Origin of the sequence: Enterobacter sp. N18-03635, from assembly GCF_004006055.1 — a bacterium.
GTDB lineage: Bacteria > Pseudomonadota > Gammaproteobacteria > Enterobacterales > Enterobacteriaceae > Enterobacter > Enterobacter vonholyi.
The window spans coordinates 984,067-1,001,661 of record NZ_CP034769.1 but is presented as its reverse complement, the minus strand read 5'-3'; the positions used below and the strand labels follow the sequence as shown (position 1 = coordinate 1,001,661).

Here is a 17,595-nt window from a genome sequence, read left to right as displayed (position 1 = left end):
CCTGCCTGTTGTTTGGGTTCAGAAGGAGTCTACGACAGGGCTCCTGACAGCATACTGTCAGGAGTGTTTGTCAGGAGCAGATAAAAAAAATCCCGGTCAACCGACCGGGATTTCGATAACGCGCTAAACGTCGCCTTACGGCAGAATGGACGGCTGATCCGCCCCTTCTTTCTCGACTTTCTGCTGGAGCAGGTGCTCGCGCTTCATGCCGAGTTTCAGTGCCAGGGCGGACGCAACGTAGATAGACGACGCCGTACCGATGGTGACACCAATCAGCATGGTCAGCGAGAAGCCTTCCAGTACCGGACCACCGAAGAGGAACAGCATCAGGATCACCATCAGGGTAGTACCGGAGGTGATCAAGGTACGGTGCAGCGTCTGGGTCAACGACACGTTAAAGATTTCGTACGGCGTACCGCGACGGATCTTACGGAAGTTTTCACGAATACGGTCAGATACCACGATACTGTCGTTCAGCGAGTAACCGATAACGGACATCAGTGATGCCACGATCGTCAGGTCAATCTCAATGTGGAACAGCGACAGTATGCCCATGGTGATCACCACGTCGTGCGCCAGGGCGATAACCACACCGGCCGCCAGTCGCCACTCAAAGCGGAAACCGACGTACACCAGGATGGAGATCAGCGCCACCAGCAGCGCCATCGCACCGGTCTGCGCCAGGTCAGCACCTACGCTTGGGCCGACGAACTCAATACGCTTAACCGCCGCGTTCTGGCTGGTTGTTTCGTTAATCACGCTAACAACCTTACTGCCCAGCTCCTGGCTGCCGTTGGCATCGTGCACCGGCGGCATACGTACCATGATGTCGCGGCTGCTGCCGAAGTTCTGCAGCAGCGGCTCTTCAAAGCCCGCTTTCTGAAGCGATTCGCGCATCTGGTCCATATCGACCGGTTTTTCCAGGGAGATTTCAATTACCGTACCACCGGTAAAATCGAGCCCCCAGTTAAAGCCTTTCACGCCCATAATGGCGATGGACAGAATCAGCAGGAAACCTGAAATGCCGAAGGCCCAGTAGTCCCAGCGCATAAAGTCCCAGACTTTACGGCCGTGGTTCAATTGTTCAACAGTATATTCCTGTGCCACAACGCACTCCTCAGATAGACAGCTTTTTGACGCGCTTGCCGCCGTACAGCAGGTTCACGATGGCACGGGTGCCGACAATAGCGGTAAACATTGACGTTGCGACACCGATACCGGTTGTAATCGCAAAGCCTTTGATAGCGCCGGTACCCACTGCATACAGGATAAGAACCTTGATCAGTGTTGTTACGTTCGCATCGAAGATAGAGCTGAACGCGCCTTTATAACCTTCGTCAATCGCCTGCTGAACAGAACGACCGTTGCTCAACTCTTCTTTGATACGTTCGTTAATCAGTACGTTGGCGTCGACCGCCACCGCAAGGGTCAGAACGATACCCGCAATACCCGGCATGGTCAGCGTCGCCCCCGGCAGCAGGGACATGATGCCGATAATCAGCACCAGGTTCGCAATCAGCGCAGAGGTCGCAATCAGACCAAACTTCTTATAGAAGAAGATCATGAACAGAATAGAGACCACCAGACCGGCCAGACACGCTTCCAGGCCCTGCTGGATGTTTTGCATACCCAGAGTTGGACCAATGGTACGTTCTTCAACAATCTGAATTGGCGCAATCAGCGCACCGGCACGCAGCAGCAGGGAGAGCTGACGCGCTTCGTTCGGGTTGTTGATGCCGGTAATACGGAAGCTGTTACCCAGACGAGACTGGATATTGGCGATGTTAATCACCTCTTCCTCTTTCACCAGCACAGCACGACCGTTTGCATCTTTCTTACCGCTGTCTTTGTACTCCACGAACAGGGTTGCCATCGGTTTACCGATGTTGTCCTTGGTGAAGTTAGACATGATGTTACCACCCGCGCTATCGAGCGAGATGTTAACCTGCGGCTGGTTGTATTCGTCCTGGCTCGACGTGGAGTCGGTGATGTGATCACCGGTCAGAATCACGCGTTTGTACAGCACAACTGGCTGACCTTCGCGGGTCTGTTTCACTTCGGAGTCACCCGGAATACGGCCAGAAGCGGCAGCAGACTGGTCAACGTTGGTATTCACCAGACGGAATTCCAGGGTTGCGGTCGCCCCCAGAATCTCTTTCGCACGCGCGGTGTCCTGAATACCCGGCAGTTCAACCACGATACGGTCAGCACCCTGACGCTGTACCAGCGGCTCGGCCACACCCAGTTGGTTTACACGGTTACGCAGAATGTTGATGTTCTGCTGAACGGCATATTCACGCGCTTCTTTCAGGCGCGCATCGGTCATCACCGCACGCAGCTGGTTGCTGCCCTGCGAGGAGATCACCAGGTCACGGTGACGTTGAGTCGGATAATCTACAGCCTGATCGCGCGCCGCGCTGTCGCGGAACGTGATGCTCATGCCGTAGTTATCTTCTTTACGCACGGTGGTGTAAGCGATGCCTTTATCACGCAGATCGCTGCGCAGGCTGTCGATATTCTGTTCCTGCAGCTTGCCGAGCGCGGTATCCATATCCACTTCCATCAGGAAGTGAACGCCGCCACGCAGGTCAAGACCGAGTTTCATTGGCTCTGCTTTCATCGCAGCCAGCCAACGCGGGGTTGCAGGGGCAAGGTTAAGCGCCACGACGTATTTGTCACCCAGCACGCCCATCAGCACTTCGCGAGCGCGGAGCTGCGTGTCGGTGGTGTCGAAGCGAGCAAGAATTGCGCCCTCTTCCAGAGCCACAGACTTAGCGGTAATTTTTTCTTCTTGTAACGTTTTCTGGACCTGGATCAGCGTTTGCTCACTGGCGGCGACACCGCGCGCGCCAGTGATTTGAACAGCCGGATCCTCACCATACAGGTTGGGAAGCGCGTACAGCAGGCCGACGAGAATCACGACGACCAGCATGATGTACTTCCACAAAGGATAACGGTTTAACACGGCAGTTCCCTTTGGGAAAAGTTGGGATTACAGCGCCTTCATGGTGCCTTTCGGCAGAACGGCAGCTACGAAGTCACGTTTGATGACCACTTCAGTGGTGTCGTTCAGGGCGATAGCAATGTAGCCGTTTTCAGCCACTTTGGTTACGCGACCGACCAGACCACCGTTAGTCAGCACTTCATCGCCTTTCGCAATGGAGTTCATCAGGTTTTTGTGCTCTTTGGTGCGCTTCTGCTGTGGACGCAGGATCATGAAGTAGAAGATCAGACCGAACACAACCAGCATCAGAATCAGAGACATCGGGCTGCCCTGCGCTGGAGCACCTGTTGCCGCTACCGCATCAGAAATAAAAAAGCTCATTCAAATTCCCTCATTATTAAAATTAATCAACGTTCAACGGTGGAACATCCCGCCCCTGACGTTGGTAGAAATCGGTCACGAAGCTCTCTAATTTACCCTCTTCGATAGCCTTACGTAAACCAGCCATTAAGCGCTGATAATAACGAAGATTATGAATGGTATTGAGACGCGCGCCCAAAATCTCATTGCAACGATCGAGATGATGCAGATACGCGCGAGAATAATTGCGACAGGTATAGCAATCGCACTCAGAATCGAGCGGGCTGGTGTCACTCTTATGCTTCGCGTTACGGATTTTCACCACGCCATCGGTAACGAACAAATGGCCGTTACGCGCGTTGCGGGTTGGCATGACGCAGTCGAACATATCAATGCCGCGGCGTACGCCTTCAACCAGATCTTCCGGTTTCCCCACGCCCATCAGGTATCGTGGTTTATCCGCCGGGATTTGCGGGCAGACATGCTCCAGAATACGGTGCATGTCTTCCTTCGGCTCACCCACAGCCAAACCGCCGACAGCGTAGCCATCAAAACCTATCTCTACCAGACCTTTAACAGAGATATCGCGTAAATCTTCGTAAACGCTGCCCTGGATAATGCCGAACAGCGCATTTTTGTTCTGCAGGGAGTCAAAACGGTCACGGCTTCGCTTCGCCCAGCGCAGAGACATCTCCATTGAACGCTTGGCGTAATCCCAGTCGGCCGGGTATGGCGTACATTCGTCGAAGATCATCACGATATCAGATCCGAGATCGTACTGAATCTCCATCGATTTTTCCGGATCGAGGAAAATCGGATCGCCGTTGATCGGGTTACGGAAGTGAACGCCCTGTTCGGTGATCTTACGGATATCGCCCAGGCTGAAGACCTGGAAGCCGCCGGAGTCGGTCAGGATAGGGCCTTTCCACTGCATGAAATCGTGCAGGTCGCCGTGGAGCTTCATGATCTCCTGGCCCGGACGCAGCCACAGGTGGAAGGTGTTGCCGAGGATAATCTGTGCGCCCGTGGCTTCTACTTCTTCCGGCGTCATCCCTTTTACGGTGCCGTACGTGCCCACAGGCATAAACGCGGGGGTTTCCACCACGCCGCGATCAAACACCAGGCGACCGCGACGCGCGCGACCGTCGGTGGTATCGAGTTCAAATTTCATTTTTTCTCCGACGTCAGAAAAACAGTCCAACGTTGTAAAACGGTGCCGCGGACTTATTCCCCGACACGCTCATTCAAAGCCAGCGGATTGTACGTGATAAACATCGCGTCCCCGTAGCTAAAAAAGCGATATTTTTGTTCTACCGCAGACTTGTAGGCCGCCATAGTGTGCTGATAACCGGCAAACGCGGAAACCAGCATAATCAGCGTCGATTCAGGCAGATGGAAGTTGGTCACCAGCGCGTCAATTACTTTGTACTGATAGCCCGGGTAGATAAAGATCTGCGTATCGCCAAAGAATGGCTCAATAAGATCGTTCTTCGCTGCCTGCGCGGCGCTCTCGAGTGAGCGCACGGACGTCGTACCGACCGCCACGACGCGGCTGCCGCGCGCTTTCGCCGCCAGCACCGCGTCCACCACGTCCTGAGGCACTTCGGCATACTCAGAGTGCATGATGTGATCTTCAATGCTGTCCACGCGCACCGGCTGGAAGGTCCCCGCGCCGACGTGGAGCGTCACGAACGCCATCTCCACGCCCTTCGCGCGCAGTTTCTCCAGCAGCGGCTCATCAAAATGCAGGCCCGCGGTCGGCGCAGCGACGGCGCCAGGCTTCTGGCTGTAGACGGTCTGGTACAGCTCGCGGTCAGCCTCTTCGTCCGGACGCTCAATATACGGCGGCAGCGGCATGTGGCCGATGGCGTTCAGGATATCGAGCACCGTGCGTTCGTCGTTGAACTCCACCTCGAACAGCGCGTCGTGGCGCGCGGTCATGGTCGCCTTGATGCTCTCATCATCGCCCAGCAGCAGCTCCGCGCCCGGCTTCGGGGCTTTGGAGGCGCGAATATGTGCCAGAATACGTTTATCATCGAGCATACGTTCGACCAGCACTTCAATCTTGCCGCCGCTGGCTTTACGGCCGAACAGGCGCGCCGGGATCACGCGGGTATTGTTAAAGACCAGCAGATCGCCAGGGTTGAGCTTGTCGAGCAAATCGGTGAAAGTACCGTGCGTCAGCTCGCCCGTTGGCCCATCCAGTGACAGTAAGCGACAGCTGCTGCGCTCAGGCATGGGATAGTGAGCAATCAGGGATTCAGGTAGTTCAAAGGAGAAATCGGCGACGCGCATGACGTATACTCGTGACTTAAAAACAGGCGGCATAGTCTAGTGCTCACACCCTTTTGCTGCAACAACTAGCCGCCCCCGGACAAATAAAACGCATGAATTTTCTCGCTCACCTGCATCTCGCGCACCTTGCTGACAGTTCCCTTTCCGGCAATTTGCTGGCCGATTTCGTTCGCGGCAACCCCGCGGAGGACTACTCCCCTGAGGTTGTCGACGGGATTTTTATGCACCGCCGCATCGACGTGCTGACGGATAAGCTGCCGGAAGTGACGGAAGCCAAAGCGTGGTTTCGGCCGGAAACGCGCCGCGTTGCGCCGATTACCCTCGACGTGATGTGGGATCACTTCCTGTCGCGCCACTGGGCACAGCTCTCGCCGGAGCTACCCCTGCCCGAATTTGTGCGCTATGCCCATCAGCAGGTGTCGATCATTCTGCCCGACTCGCCGCCGCGCTTTGTGAATCTGAATAACTACCTGTGGTCGGAACGCTGGCTGGAGCGCTATCGCGAGATGGACTTCATCCAGAACGTGTTGAACGGGATGGCGAGCCGTCGCCCACGCCTGGATGCGCTGCGGGATTCCTGGTATGACCTGGATGAACATTACGATGCGCTGGAGACCCGCTTCTGGCAGTTTTACCCGCGCATGATGGTGCAGGCGAAAAACAAACAGCTTTAACAGAAATCACATTGATAGGTAAAAGCTGGCGGAACGATTGTCACCACCTCTTTGTCTTATCCATGAACACTCTCTATACTGGCTCGCGTTGCGTTCCAAATAACCTTAGTATCTACAGGAGAATCATATGGTTCTGGTAACTCGTCCGGCTCCGGATTTTACAGCTGCAGCAGTTCTGGGCAACGGTGAAATCGTTGAAAACTTCAACTTCAAACAGCACACCAACGGTAAAGCGACCGTTCTGTTCTTCTGGCCAATGGACTTCACTTTCGTTTGCCCGTCTGAGCTGATCGCGTTCGACAAACGTTATGAAGAATTCCAGAAGCGTGGCGTGGAAGTTGTTGGCGTCTCCTTCGACTCTGAGTTTGTACACAACGCATGGCGTAACACCCCTGTCGACAAAGGCGGCATCGGTGCGGTGAAATACGCAATGGTTGCGGACATCAAACGCGAAATCCAGCAGGCTTACGGTATCGAACATCCGGACGCTGGCGTTGCGCTGCGCGGTTCCTTCCTGATCGACGCGAACGGCATCGTTCGTCACCAGGTTGTGAACGATCTGCCGCTGGGTCGTAACATCGACGAAATGCTGCGCATGGTTGACGCGCTGCAGTTCCACGAAGAGCACGGCGAAGTGTGCCCGGCTCAGTGGGAAAAAGGTAAAGAAGGTATGGCTGCTTCCCCAGACGGCGTAGCTAAATACCTGTCTGAGAACGTATCCAGCCTGTAATCGGCACGGTTTACGAAAAAGGCCCGCTTATGCGGGCCTTTTTTTATGCCTTACGCTGCGTCTCTCGCCAGATGCGCCAGGCCATGCCCGCCAGCAGGATCACGCCCGCAATCAGTACGCCCCATACCAGCAGGGCGTTCAGCCAGCTCGCCCGCTCAGCTGCAGAGGTGGCGTTCAGCCGCCCCTCGCCGCCCAACGCGACATCATCCACAATATCGGCCTGCGGCAGGTTCGCCATATCATAGGTCTTGCGCAGGTCGGCTGGGATCAGCATGTCAGGCTCCACGCTGGCAGGCTTTGCGGCACCGTTGCCCCATGCGAGGACGTACGGCGCTTTCCCCTGCGCGTTGAACACAAGATCATAGCGGTCGCGATGCCCCGTAACGCTCGGCAGGTATTCTGGCAGTCGCGCATTCAGCGTCGTGATTTTCACTGCCTGCACCAGGCCCCCGCTAAGCGAAACCGGTCCGGACGTTTTCCCCTCCAGACGGTAAATAACCTCTTTCTTCAGGGGGTGCCATGCCTCTTTTTCGGTACTCCGCCACGCGATCTCCACGGGAAGAACGCCATCGCCGTTCAGCGAGATGCTGACAGCACTCAGCGGCTGCGGGCGCGCCCAGCGCCACTGAGCTTCACTTGTCGATAGCTGCTCACCTTCCCCTTCAAGACTAATCTCTTCCGGGGCCGTCTGGGCAGGTGCGCTGATTGCGTTTACGCCGGTCAACGTTACCCCCTGGCTCTGCGTATTCAGCACCACCATGAGATAGCGATTCGCATCGGGAGATAAAACCGTATCGGTATCGAGCCGATCGAGCTTAAGACGATCCTGACCGCTGACGACGTCCAGCAGCGGCATATCCTCGCGCAGGGTATACCACCGCTTGAGATCCTCGCTGTAATAGACCGACGCCGTTCCCTGCCACGGCGTCTCATGGGTATTCCAGAGGAGCTGCAGCTGGGATATGACCAGTTCACCCGTCGTCTGCTCCGGCAGGGTCAGTAGGTAATGTTGCCCGGCCGCAGCGGCTTTTTGCCCCTCCAGCACAATCTCAATGCCGTTTCGGGATCGGAGCCGGATCTTATCGCTGTCACCGGCGTCTGAGGCAGCCGCGAGCGGCGAGGCGTCAAGCGGAAAGAGGCGCAGCGCCGTGGATTGCGCTGTCGCCTGCGGGCGCGTCGCGGCGATCAGGCTAAAGGGAACCGGCTCACCCGACTGGTTAAAGACGCGGACATCGTGCAGATCCGGCGACGTGCTTTGCTCATAGACGGCAAGCGGCAGCATTACCCGATACCACCGGGAAGGAACGGACGTGTCGAGTGAACGACCAAAGGCATAGTCACGGGGCGATTCCGTTGGTACTTCGTCGCAGAACGCCGGGCCGGAAAGCGCCAGCAGCGCGGTACACGCAACCGCTTTCATCCATTTCATTTTTCATCTCCTGTTTTTGGCGGTAGCGGCGAGAAATAGCCCACTATCAGTACCAGTATCGCCACGCCGATAAACGCCACCGCGCGCGACAGACCGCCTCCGCCCGCGCTGTCCACCAGCATCAGTTTCACCATCACCACACCCAGCAGCGCGGCACCGCAAAGCCACTCCTGCCGGGAAGCCTTGCGGGTGGCATGGATCATGACCACCAGCGCGCTCAACATCCAGAACAGGGCAAAGCTTGTCTGGATCAGCCGCGAATCCCACAGCGATGCCATATTCCAGGCCACGTCGCCGTACCAGGCCAGGGCGCGCATCAGCACACCGTTTAGCCACCAGAAGCCAAACGCCATAATCGCGACGGCAGGCCACGGGCGCGCTTGCGCAAGCCATGACGGGTAGTAGCGATCCACCACCCGATAAAAGACCACCAGCCCCAGCAAGGCGAACGCAGCACCTTCCTCGAGCGGGTTCACCAGCGGCAGCCAGGTCTGACGATAGACCACGCCGTCCTGGAAATTGGTCACCACCAGCAATACCAGCAGCGCCACGACGACAGGGATCGATGCCAGACACGCATAGAGCGCAGGCCACTCCCGGAACGGCCACACGCGACGCCGTACGGCTGCAGAAAGCGCCATAATCACCCCGCCGCCTGCGGCCATCGCTAATCCGCTTCCCCAGGCCGCCATTCCCCACGGCAGAGACCGGGCAAACCAGTAAAGCTCCGCGGCCAGCGCCAGCAAAATCATCCAGAACAGCGACAAATGCAGCCCCATCGCGATGCGCGGCAGGAGTCTTTCACCATCGCGCCGCAACAGCATTAGCGCGGCAGGAAGCGCAACGCACCAGGCCAGGTTTGACCAGCCGGCGGTAACGATCTGCTGATGCCAGAGCTGATAACCCACCATCAGCAGCATAACCGGCCACAGCAGCCATTTGCTGGCATCCAGCTCCCGCCACGTCAGGCTAGCAGCCACCTGCCGCCAGCCCCAGACCGACGCCGCCGTCAGCGCCAGCACGCCCGCCAGAATCGGTAATTCCTTCGTCAGTACCAGCTGCGACGCGCCCAGCTGCGCCACTATCCAGAACAGCAGCCCGCCTGCCAGTAGCGCCCAGCTGACCGGCAGAAAGAGATTCCGCCACAGCCAGGCCGCAGCCAGCCAGCAAAGGCTGAGGATGGCGAAGATGAGGAACAGGCTCAGCGCCGTAACGCCGTCCGTTTGTGCCCACAGCGCGCTGCCGAGCGCCAGCACCAGCAGCGCCGTCCCGCTATAGCTCATGCGACGCTGATGCTGCTGCACGCCCAGCCAGAGAATCCCCAGCCCCTCCAGCGCCCAGGCCATCGCCGTCCAGCGAGCCGACAGCGCCAGCGGAATGGCGAGCGTGGCGAACCCGCCGCCGATCGCCAGCGCCGCCATGACCAGCGGTCGTCCGAGGGAGGGATAGCGACGCAGCGCGAGGAACGCGAGGGTAAGATAAAAGGCACCATATCCGAGGGCACTCAGCGCCGGGCCATAGTCCCAGTGCTGCGTCATGGCGTACTGCATTCCAAAACCAACCAGCGGCGGGGCAAACAGCAGCACGCCGTCGATAATCTGCTTCCCTTTATCCTGCGCCCGCAGCGACAGCGCCACGCTCAGCACGCCGAAAATCAGCGTATTGGCAATCAGGAACAGCTGGCAGATCCAATAGTCTTCAGGCTGGTAATCACTCAGCCCCCACAGGCCGCCCACGCCGAACGTGAACAGCAGCCCGAGCAGGTTCAGCTCGCGCCAGTGCTGCCAGATGCTGATAGCAAGAATGCCGATAGAAAGCAGAAGATAGAAAGAGAACAGCGCCACAAAGCTGCCGCCCCCGGTAGACAACAGCAGCGGCGCGAGATATCCGCCAAGGCTCGCCAGCATGGCAAGACTCAGCGCCTTCTGCAGCACCGCCAGCCCGACGCTCGCCGCGCAAATCACCACCAGAAGCGCAAAGGCCAGCGTCATCGGCAGCATTTGCCAGAGCCGGAATGCGCCAAACACCGTCAGGTATAGCACGCCGGTCGCCCCGCCCTGGAGGATCAGCGCATAGACGCGCTGCCTGTGCCGCACCCGCCACCCAATCGCCAGCAGAATAACGGCAAACAGCGCCGTTGCCACGAGGCGCAGCTCAAGCGGGAACAGGGAATGTTCGACGGTATAGCGCAGCAGGAAAGAGAGGCCGAGGAAGAGCAGCAGAATGCCCAGCTTCGCCAGCGGATTGCCCTGCATGAACCAGCGCGCCAGCGACGTCAGGATGCCGCCAAAGGCTGAAGGCTGTTTTGCCGCTGGCGCAGGCGCCAGAGCGGGTTCTGCCACGGAAGCGGAAATATCGGGGCGCCAGGGGTCAGCAGCCGCGGGAGCTTCCTCCACTATCGGCGCGGTAACAGCCTCCGGCGCGGCGGTCTGCACCGGTTCCGGCGCGTTCTCAGACACGCCGCGGTGCTCAAGCGCCTCAATGCGCTGGCGCAGCAGGGCTATCTCCTGCCGCGCTGCCGTACTTCGGTTAAACCCGATAACCGCAAGCACGGGCGCAACCAGCAGCGCAAATACCAGGAACAAACAGCCAAGGATGTAAAGCTCGTCCATGTTTCCACCTTCACCGTAAACGATCCGTTAAGATTGACACAAATCGTTGCATTTGCGCCATCTTAAAAGGTGGAAACATTAGCAGGTCTTAACTGCCGAACCAGATCGTCGCGGATACCGCAGGCAGCGCCAGCACGCCGTCCTGTATCGTCGCCTTGCCCTCTTTATTCTTCCACGCCGCCACCTTCAGCAGCGGTGAATCATCCAGCACCACTTCGCACGCCTCGCCCCGGTTAACGGCCACCAGCACGCGCTGCTGATTGTAGACGCGAGCAAACACCACCACGTTATCGTGCGCATAGACCACCTGACAGCCGCCGTAGCGCAGGGCAAGGCTCTGCTTACGCAGCTTCGCCAGGCGCTGATACAGGCTGAACAGCACCTTGTCCTGCTTCTCTGGCTCCCACGGGAAGGTTTTGCGGCAGAACGGATCGTTGTTGCCGTCCAGCCCCACCTCGTCTCCGTAGTAGATGCACGGCACGCCCGGCCAGGTGAAGAGCCAGGTGACCGCCAGCGGCAGACGCGCGACATCCTTGCCCAGCAGGGATTTAAAGCGCGCGGTATCGTGGCTATCGAGCTGGTTAAACATCCGCAGCTGCTGCTGATGCGACAGCCCGGCGCGGTAGTTCTCCATCCACGCCATGCAGGTTTCCGCGTCGATATGATTTGGATCGTAGGAGATATCGGTGTTGGCGAGGAATCCCCACAGCGGGAAGGTAAAGCCGCGATAGTTCATCGCCGCATCTTCCGCATCGTTCTGCAGCCACTGGCGCGCGTCACCAAAGTGCTCGCCAAAAACGAACGCCTCCGGCTGGGCCGCTTTCGCCGAGCGAGTGATCCCGGCGACGTGCTGAAGGTTATTCCGCGCTCCGCCCGCTTCACCGAGCATATGCACCACGTCCAGGCGCCAGCCGTCCATATTCCATGGTGCCTTAAGCCAGTGGCGCACGATGCTGTCTTCCCCGCCGTAAATCTCGTTCACCAGAGACGGCGACTGGAAATCCAGCTTCGGCAGGCTTGGGTAACCCAGCCAGTCCAGCGCACGCCCCTCCTCGTTAAAGCTGTACCAGTCGCGCTGCGGCGAGTCCGGGTTATGACATGCCCCGCCCATCGACTGGTTATGCCGGTCAAACCACGTATGCGAATCTCCGCTGTGGTTGAACACGCCGTCCAGAATCAGGCGCATGCCTTCGTTTTGAGTGTTCTTACGCAGGCGCAGCAGCGCCTCGTCACCGCCAAACTGCGCGTCAACGTGGCGATAATCTTCGGTATCGTACTTGTGTACGCTCGGGGCTTTAAATACCGGGTTGAGATACAGCGCCGTCACGCCGAGTTTTTTCAGGTACGGCAGCTTTTCGCTGATGCCGTCGAGATCGCCGCCGTAGAAGGTCGATCCGCCCGCCTGCGCGGTTAACGGCTCGTCCCACGCTTTCAGAATAATGTCATGACCCGCCGCATGGTGGTGATAGATCTTATCCTGGTCGGCAGTGCGCTTTTCGCTGCGCGCAAAACGGTCCGGGAAAATCTGGTAAAAGACCTGATCGTTAACCCACTGCGGGCCGTTATCCGGGTAATCGACCGCAAACTGTTCCAGCCGTGCGGGCGGGAAACGGCTAAACCCCTGCGGGGTAAACCACAGCTGACGGTTGTTCCACAAAAGCTTAAAGCTGTAGCGGCGGCGAGGCTGCCCGCTGCGCAGGTCGATATTCACCCGCCAGGCCGTGATGCCAGGCTGCGGCTGGCTGCGCAGCTTGTGCATTTTCAACCCGGTCTCTTCGTTATCGATTTCGGCGCGGAGCGTCACGCGTTCAGGCTGGTTTTCACCCGCCAGCCAGAGCGTAATCACCAGGTTGTCTTTGTTTTGCTTAACAAATGGGGCAACCGGAAGGTGCCAGGCATTTAACATCACGAATCCCCTTTGATGAAATTGACGTCACCTTGCCACAGGGTGGTTAAGGATAGCTCACCATGATGGGATTTATTGGGGGAGGAGGACGGGGGAGGAGGCACCAGTGCAGCCTGATGCCCTCATCCCAACCCTCTCCCACAAGGAGAGGGAGAAAAAAAGATTACTGCGCTTCCGCCAACTGACGGTCGCGGCGGCATTTAAACACCCAGCCCACCAGCAGCAGCACAATCCACGCGCAGCCCACGTACAGTGAAATGCGGGTGTCCGGATGGTAGCCAATCAGGCCAATGATAAACACCAGGAAGATCAGCCCCACGACGGTCGTCGCAACGCCGCCCGGTACTTTGAACTTCAGCGCTTTCGCCTCATCCGGCGACAGGCGACGGCGGAAGGCAATCTGCGACAGCAGGATCATGATCCACACCCAGACGGTTGCGAAGGTCGCCAGGGATGCAATCACCAGGAAGACGTTCTCCGGCATGATGTAGTTCAGGTAAACCGAGAACAGCAGCGCCACGGTCATCACCACGACGGTCACCCACGGCGTGCCGCGGCGTGAGGTTTTGGCGAACACCTTCGGCGCACTGCCCTGCTCCGCCATGCCGTGCAGCATACGGCCTACGCCAAAGACGTCACTGTTAATCGCCGAAAGCGACGCGGTCAGCACCACAAAGTTCAGAATGCTGGCCGCAAACGCAATGCCCATATGCTGGAAGGTCAGGACAAACGGGCTACCGTTGGTGCCTACCTGATTCCACGGGTAAATGGACATGATCACGAACAGCGTACCCACGTAGAACACCAGAATACGCATCGGCACAGAGTTGATGGCGCGCGGAATGGATTTCTCCGGATCTTTCGCTTCCCCGGCGGTGATACCGATAATCTCGATACCGCCGTAGGCGAACATCACCATCTGCAGCGACATCACCATCCCGAGCCAGCCGTTGCTGAAGAAGCCGCCGTTGCTCCAGAGGTTGTGGATCCCGGTCGGCTGCCCGCCGTTGCCAATACCCCAGATAATAATCCCGAAACCGGCCACAATCATGATGATGATGGTCGCGACCTTGAAGAAGGAGAACCAGAACTCCAGCTCGCCGAACACCTTCACGCTCATCAGGTTGACGGCGCAAATGATCAGCACCACGCTCAGCACCCAAATCCAGTGCGGTACCGCCGGGAACCAGACGCCCATGTAGATGCCAAACGCCGTCACGTCGGCAATCGCAACAATCAGGATTTCGAAGCAGTAGGTCCAGCCGGTGATAAACCCGGCCAGCGGGCCGAGGTTTTCCTGCGCGTAGCGGGAGAATGAGCTGGCGGAGGGGTTGTGAACCGACATTTCGCCGAGGGCGCGCATGATGATATACGCCGCCACGCCGCCGATAATGTACGCCAGCAGAACGCTAGGACCGGCCATTTTGATGGCATCTGCCGAGCCATAAAAAAGACCGGTGCCGATAGCAGAGCCCAGCGCCATAAAGCGGATGTGGCGCGTGCTCAATCCACGTTTAAGTTTGTTAGTGCTTTCCATTTAAATCTTGCCATTCAACACGAAAAAAACAAAAAACCACGGGGCCTTAAGCCCCGTGGTTAAACAGTTTGTTGCCGTTGATTAATGAGCGTTCGATGCGACCTGACGCCCTGCAGCACGGTCCCAGATAATCGCCAGAACCAGCGCAACAACGGTAGGCATCAGCCAGGCCAGCCCCTGCTCGGACAGCGGCAGACGCTGTGTCCATGCCGGCAGTATGTGCGCGAAAGCTGATGCTTTAATCCCGTCAAGGATACCAAAAATCAGGCTGATAAACATGGCTGGCGCAATAATTCGTGAAGAGTTGTTCCACCACGGACGAGTAAAGCTCAGCACTACCAGCACGATGCACGGCGGGTAAATCGCCGTCAGCACCGGAATAGAGACCTGAATCAGGTGGCTCAGACCGAGGTTAGACACCGCCATGGAGAAGATACCGAGGATAAATACCAGGGTGCGGTAAGAAAGCGGCAGATACTGTGCAAAGAACTCTGCGCAGGCGCAGGTCAGGCCAACCGCGGTAACCAGACAGGCCAGGAAGATCAGCGCTGCCAGCAGCATACTGCCCGCACCGCCGAAGGTGTGCTGCACGTAGGCGTGAAGGATAGCCGCACCGTTGGCGTTCTGCTCAACCAGCATGGCGCTATCGGAACCCAGACGGAACAGAGCCAGATACAGCAGCGTCAGCCCCACGCCGGCCATCAGGCCAGCCCAGATGGTGTAGCGGGTCAGCAGACGCGCTTCGGTCACACCGCGGGAACGCGCGGCGTTAACGATCACGATACCAAACACCATCGCGCCCAGCGTATCCATCGTCAGGTAACCGTTCACAAAGCCGTTAGAAAACGCGGCGTTTTTATAGGCGTCCATCGCGTCGCTAATCGGGCCGGCTGGCCAGACGATGGCCGCTACCGCCAGAACAATCAGCGCCACAATTTTCAGCGGAGCCAGGAAGTTACCCACGGTATCCAGCAGCTTGCCCGGATAGAGGGAAACCAGAATCACGATCGCGAAGTAGATCAGGCTGTAGATAAACAGCGGCATCGCACCGTCACCGGTCAGGGGAGCAATACCCACTTCGAAGGACACGGTTGCCGTACGCGGGGTCGCAAACAGCGGGCCAACGGCGAGATAGCAGACGGTTGCCAGCAGAACGCCCGCCACTTTGCCAATCGGGGTGCTGAGGCTATCCACACCGCCGCCGACTTTCGCCAGCGCGATGACGGTCAGCACCGGCAGACCCACGGCAGTAATCAGGAAACCAAACGCGGCGGTCCAGACGTGTTCACCCGCCTGTAAGCCAACCATTGGAGGGAAAATGATGTTGCCTGCGCCAACGAACAGCGCAAATGTCATAAAGCCCAGCGCGATGATGTCACGCGATTTTAAGTGATGGGTCATAAAACCTTACTGCCTGTGGATGTGGTGTTGAAAACATTGAGATTTTCGATATCCCTCACGGGACGATACAGCCGAAAATTTGCTCAATTTCAGCGGGAAATGCTCCCGTCCTGGCGTGGAGAAGAATAGTTTTTCGATTTACCACGCAAATACAGTCGGTCTGACAGTATCTGGGGCGCAATTTAAACGCTTATAACGTTTAAAGGCAAGGTGGGATCGCAAAACCAGAACAATATGCCAGCATGAAAATAAGCACCAGCACAATACGCTGTTTATAAGAAAAACCCATGGCTAAACATGCGAACAAAAAACAGCCAGCCGTATAAAATTCATCCGCGTTTCGCTTGACTGCAAAGCAAACGGGCCAGCGATGGCTGACCCGTGGAAAGGTAAAATGACACGCCCGCCGTCAGGCGATCTTTTTGGCAATTAATCGTTCCGGAATAACGAAACTGAAGCGGGTTCCTTTACCCAGCGTACTCTGAATATCGAGACGGCTTTCATGGTGATTCACCGCGTGTTTCACAATTGCCAGCCCCAGGCCGCTTCCGCCCGTCTGGCGCGATCGCGCTTTATCCACACGGTAGAAGCGCTCGGTCAGACGCGGAATATGCTCCGGCGCAATCCCCGGCCCGTTGTCCTCCACGCTAAACTCGGCCCCCGTTGGGGTATGGTGCCAGCGCACCACGATATCCGTCCCCTCCGGCGTATGATTCACCGCGTTATACACCAGGTTGGAAATGGCGCTGCGCAGCTCATCTTCGCTGCCCAGCACCTTCAGCGTGTCGTCGACGTCAAAGGTCAGGTGATGCTTTTTGTGGCTTAACGTCTGCGCTTCACGCTCCACGACCCGCAGCATCATCGGGACATCAATGGTGTCATTCAGCGCGAGCGTTGGCGCCGCTTCAATCTTCGAGAGCGTCAGCAGCTGCTTCACCAGCCCTTCCATCCGGTGCGTTTGCTCGCGCATGGTGTGCAGCGCTTTTTCACGCGGCGCACCTTCCAGCGTTTGCTCCTGCATCATCTCCAGGTAGCCCTGCAGCACGGTCAACGGGGTTCGCAGTTCGTGGCTGACGTTGGCGAAGAAGTTGCGACGCGCCCCTTCCAGCTGGTGCATCTGGGTAACATCGCGCGCCACCATCAGCCACTGCTTATCGCTGTAGGGCATCACGCGTATTTCCAGATGGCGGCCATTATTGAGCTTCAGATTGTGCGGACGGGTGAAATCACGCTTTTTCAGATACAGCGTGAACTCGGGATAGCGCAGAAGGTTGAGGATATTCTGGCCATTGTCATCCGGCCAGCGCAGGCCCAGCAGCTGCTGCGCCAGGCCGTTACACCAGAAGATCGTCCCTTCTTCGGTGGTCAGGATCACGGCATCCGGCAGCGACTCTGCACCGCTGCGAAAACGCTTAATCAGGCTTCCCAGCTCGCGGCGACGCTTTTTATTACGCATCTGCATCTGATGCAGACCGTAAAGCAACGGCTCCCAGCTGCCGCTTCCCGGCGGCGGCGTCATGCTTCGGTCAACCCACAGCCACCAGGAGAGGCGCAGCAGGTTCCAGAAATGCCAGATGAGCAGCCCGGTGACCGACGCCAGCAGAAACCACGGCAGGTGTCCAAGAAAGGCCCCCAGAATGAAGGCCGGAATACAGCATAAGATCAGTTCAAAGACGAGCCTTTTCCATGACAGACGTTCCAGCACGC

General features: G+C 57.7%; 13 protein-coding genes. 2 read left to right on the top strand and 11 right to left on the bottom strand.

Going from position 1 to position 17,595, the window contains the following annotated elements; genetic code table 11:
• Positions 1-135: 135 nt before the first annotated feature.
• Genes secF through queA form a run of 5 tightly spaced genes read right to left on the bottom strand, consistent with a single transcriptional unit; the run spans position 136 to position 5,599 of the window.
• Entirely contained in the window at positions 136-1,107 is a 972-nt protein-coding gene (gene secF / locus ELK40_RS05410; RefSeq protein ID WP_127729761.1) for a protein translocase subunit SecF, read from the bottom strand.
• Between the two features lie 10 nt (positions 1,108-1,117).
• Positions 1,118-2,965 carry a protein translocase subunit SecD gene (gene secD, locus ELK40_RS05405; protein WP_127729758.1) on the bottom strand — a complete coding sequence of 616 codons (1,848 nt, stop codon included), beginning with the start codon at positions 2,963-2,965 and terminating at the stop codon, positions 1,118-1,120.
• 27 nt (positions 2,966-2,992) lie between these two features.
• Positions 2,993-3,325, bottom strand: a complete 333-nt coding sequence (gene yajC, locus ELK40_RS05400) for a preprotein translocase subunit YajC (protein WP_003859109.1) — start codon at positions 3,323-3,325, stop codon at positions 2,993-2,995.
• A 22-nt stretch (positions 3,326-3,347) separates the two neighbouring features.
• Positions 3,348-4,475, bottom strand: coding sequence for a tRNA guanosine(34) transglycosylase Tgt (gene tgt / locus ELK40_RS05395; protein ID WP_003859110.1), 1,128 nt, complete (start codon positions 4,473-4,475; stop codon positions 3,348-3,350).
• 53 nt (positions 4,476-4,528) lie between these two features.
• Entirely contained in the window at positions 4,529-5,599 is a 1,071-nt protein-coding gene (gene queA, locus ELK40_RS05390; protein ID WP_115874337.1) for a tRNA preQ1(34) S-adenosylmethionine ribosyltransferase-isomerase QueA, read from the bottom strand.
• Between the two features lie 92 nt (positions 5,600-5,691).
• On the opposite strand from queA, the gene acpH reads away from it, so the two are divergent.
• Positions 5,692-6,273, top strand: a complete 582-nt coding sequence (gene acpH / locus ELK40_RS05385) for an ACP phosphodiesterase (protein ID WP_115874336.1) — start codon at positions 5,692-5,694, stop codon at positions 6,271-6,273.
• Between the two features lie 127 nt (positions 6,274-6,400).
• Positions 6,401-7,003: a peroxiredoxin gene (locus ELK40_RS05380; protein WP_008503347.1), complete on the top strand. Its 603-nt coding sequence runs from the start codon at positions 6,401-6,403 to the stop codon at positions 7,001-7,003.
• Between the two features lie 43 nt (positions 7,004-7,046).
• Here ELK40_RS05380 and ELK40_RS05375 read toward each other — a convergent pair whose 3' ends face one another.
• The 6 genes from ELK40_RS05375 to phoR all read right to left on the bottom strand — a co-directional run bounded on the left by ELK40_RS05375 (position 7,047) and on the right by phoR (position 17,593).
• Complete coding sequence (locus ELK40_RS05375) at positions 7,047-8,432, bottom strand: DUF3999 domain-containing protein (RefSeq protein WP_115874335.1); 1,386 nt, start codon at positions 8,430-8,432, stop codon at positions 7,047-7,049.
• The gene (locus ELK40_RS05370; protein WP_127729756.1) at positions 8,429-11,044 is read right to left on the bottom strand and encodes a DUF2339 domain-containing protein; all 2,616 of its coding nucleotides are present in this window, start codon (positions 11,042-11,044) and stop codon (positions 8,429-8,431) included. Before ELK40_RS05370 ends, ELK40_RS05375 begins: the two co-directional genes overlap by 4 nt.
• A gap of 88 nt (positions 11,045-11,132) precedes the next feature.
• Complete coding sequence (gene malZ / locus ELK40_RS05365; protein ID WP_127729753.1) at positions 11,133-12,950, bottom strand: maltodextrin glucosidase; 1,818 nt, start codon at positions 12,948-12,950, stop codon at positions 11,133-11,135.
• 163 nt (positions 12,951-13,113) lie between these two features.
• On the bottom strand, positions 13,114-14,487 hold the full coding sequence (proY, locus tag ELK40_RS05360; RefSeq protein WP_008503261.1) for a proline-specific permease ProY: 1,374 nt from the start codon (positions 14,485-14,487) through the stop codon (positions 13,114-13,116).
• Between the two features lie 81 nt (positions 14,488-14,568).
• Complete coding sequence (brnQ, locus tag ELK40_RS05355) at positions 14,569-15,888, bottom strand: branched-chain amino acid transporter carrier protein BrnQ (protein ID WP_111963434.1); 1,320 nt, start codon at positions 15,886-15,888, stop codon at positions 14,569-14,571.
• Positions 15,889-16,297: 409 nt separating this feature from the next.
• The gene (phoR, locus tag ELK40_RS05350; protein ID WP_127729751.1) at positions 16,298-17,593 is read right to left on the bottom strand and encodes a phosphate regulon sensor histidine kinase PhoR; all 1,296 of its coding nucleotides are present in this window, start codon (positions 17,591-17,593) and stop codon (positions 16,298-16,300) included.
• Between the last annotated feature and the right edge of the window lie 2 nt (positions 17,594-17,595).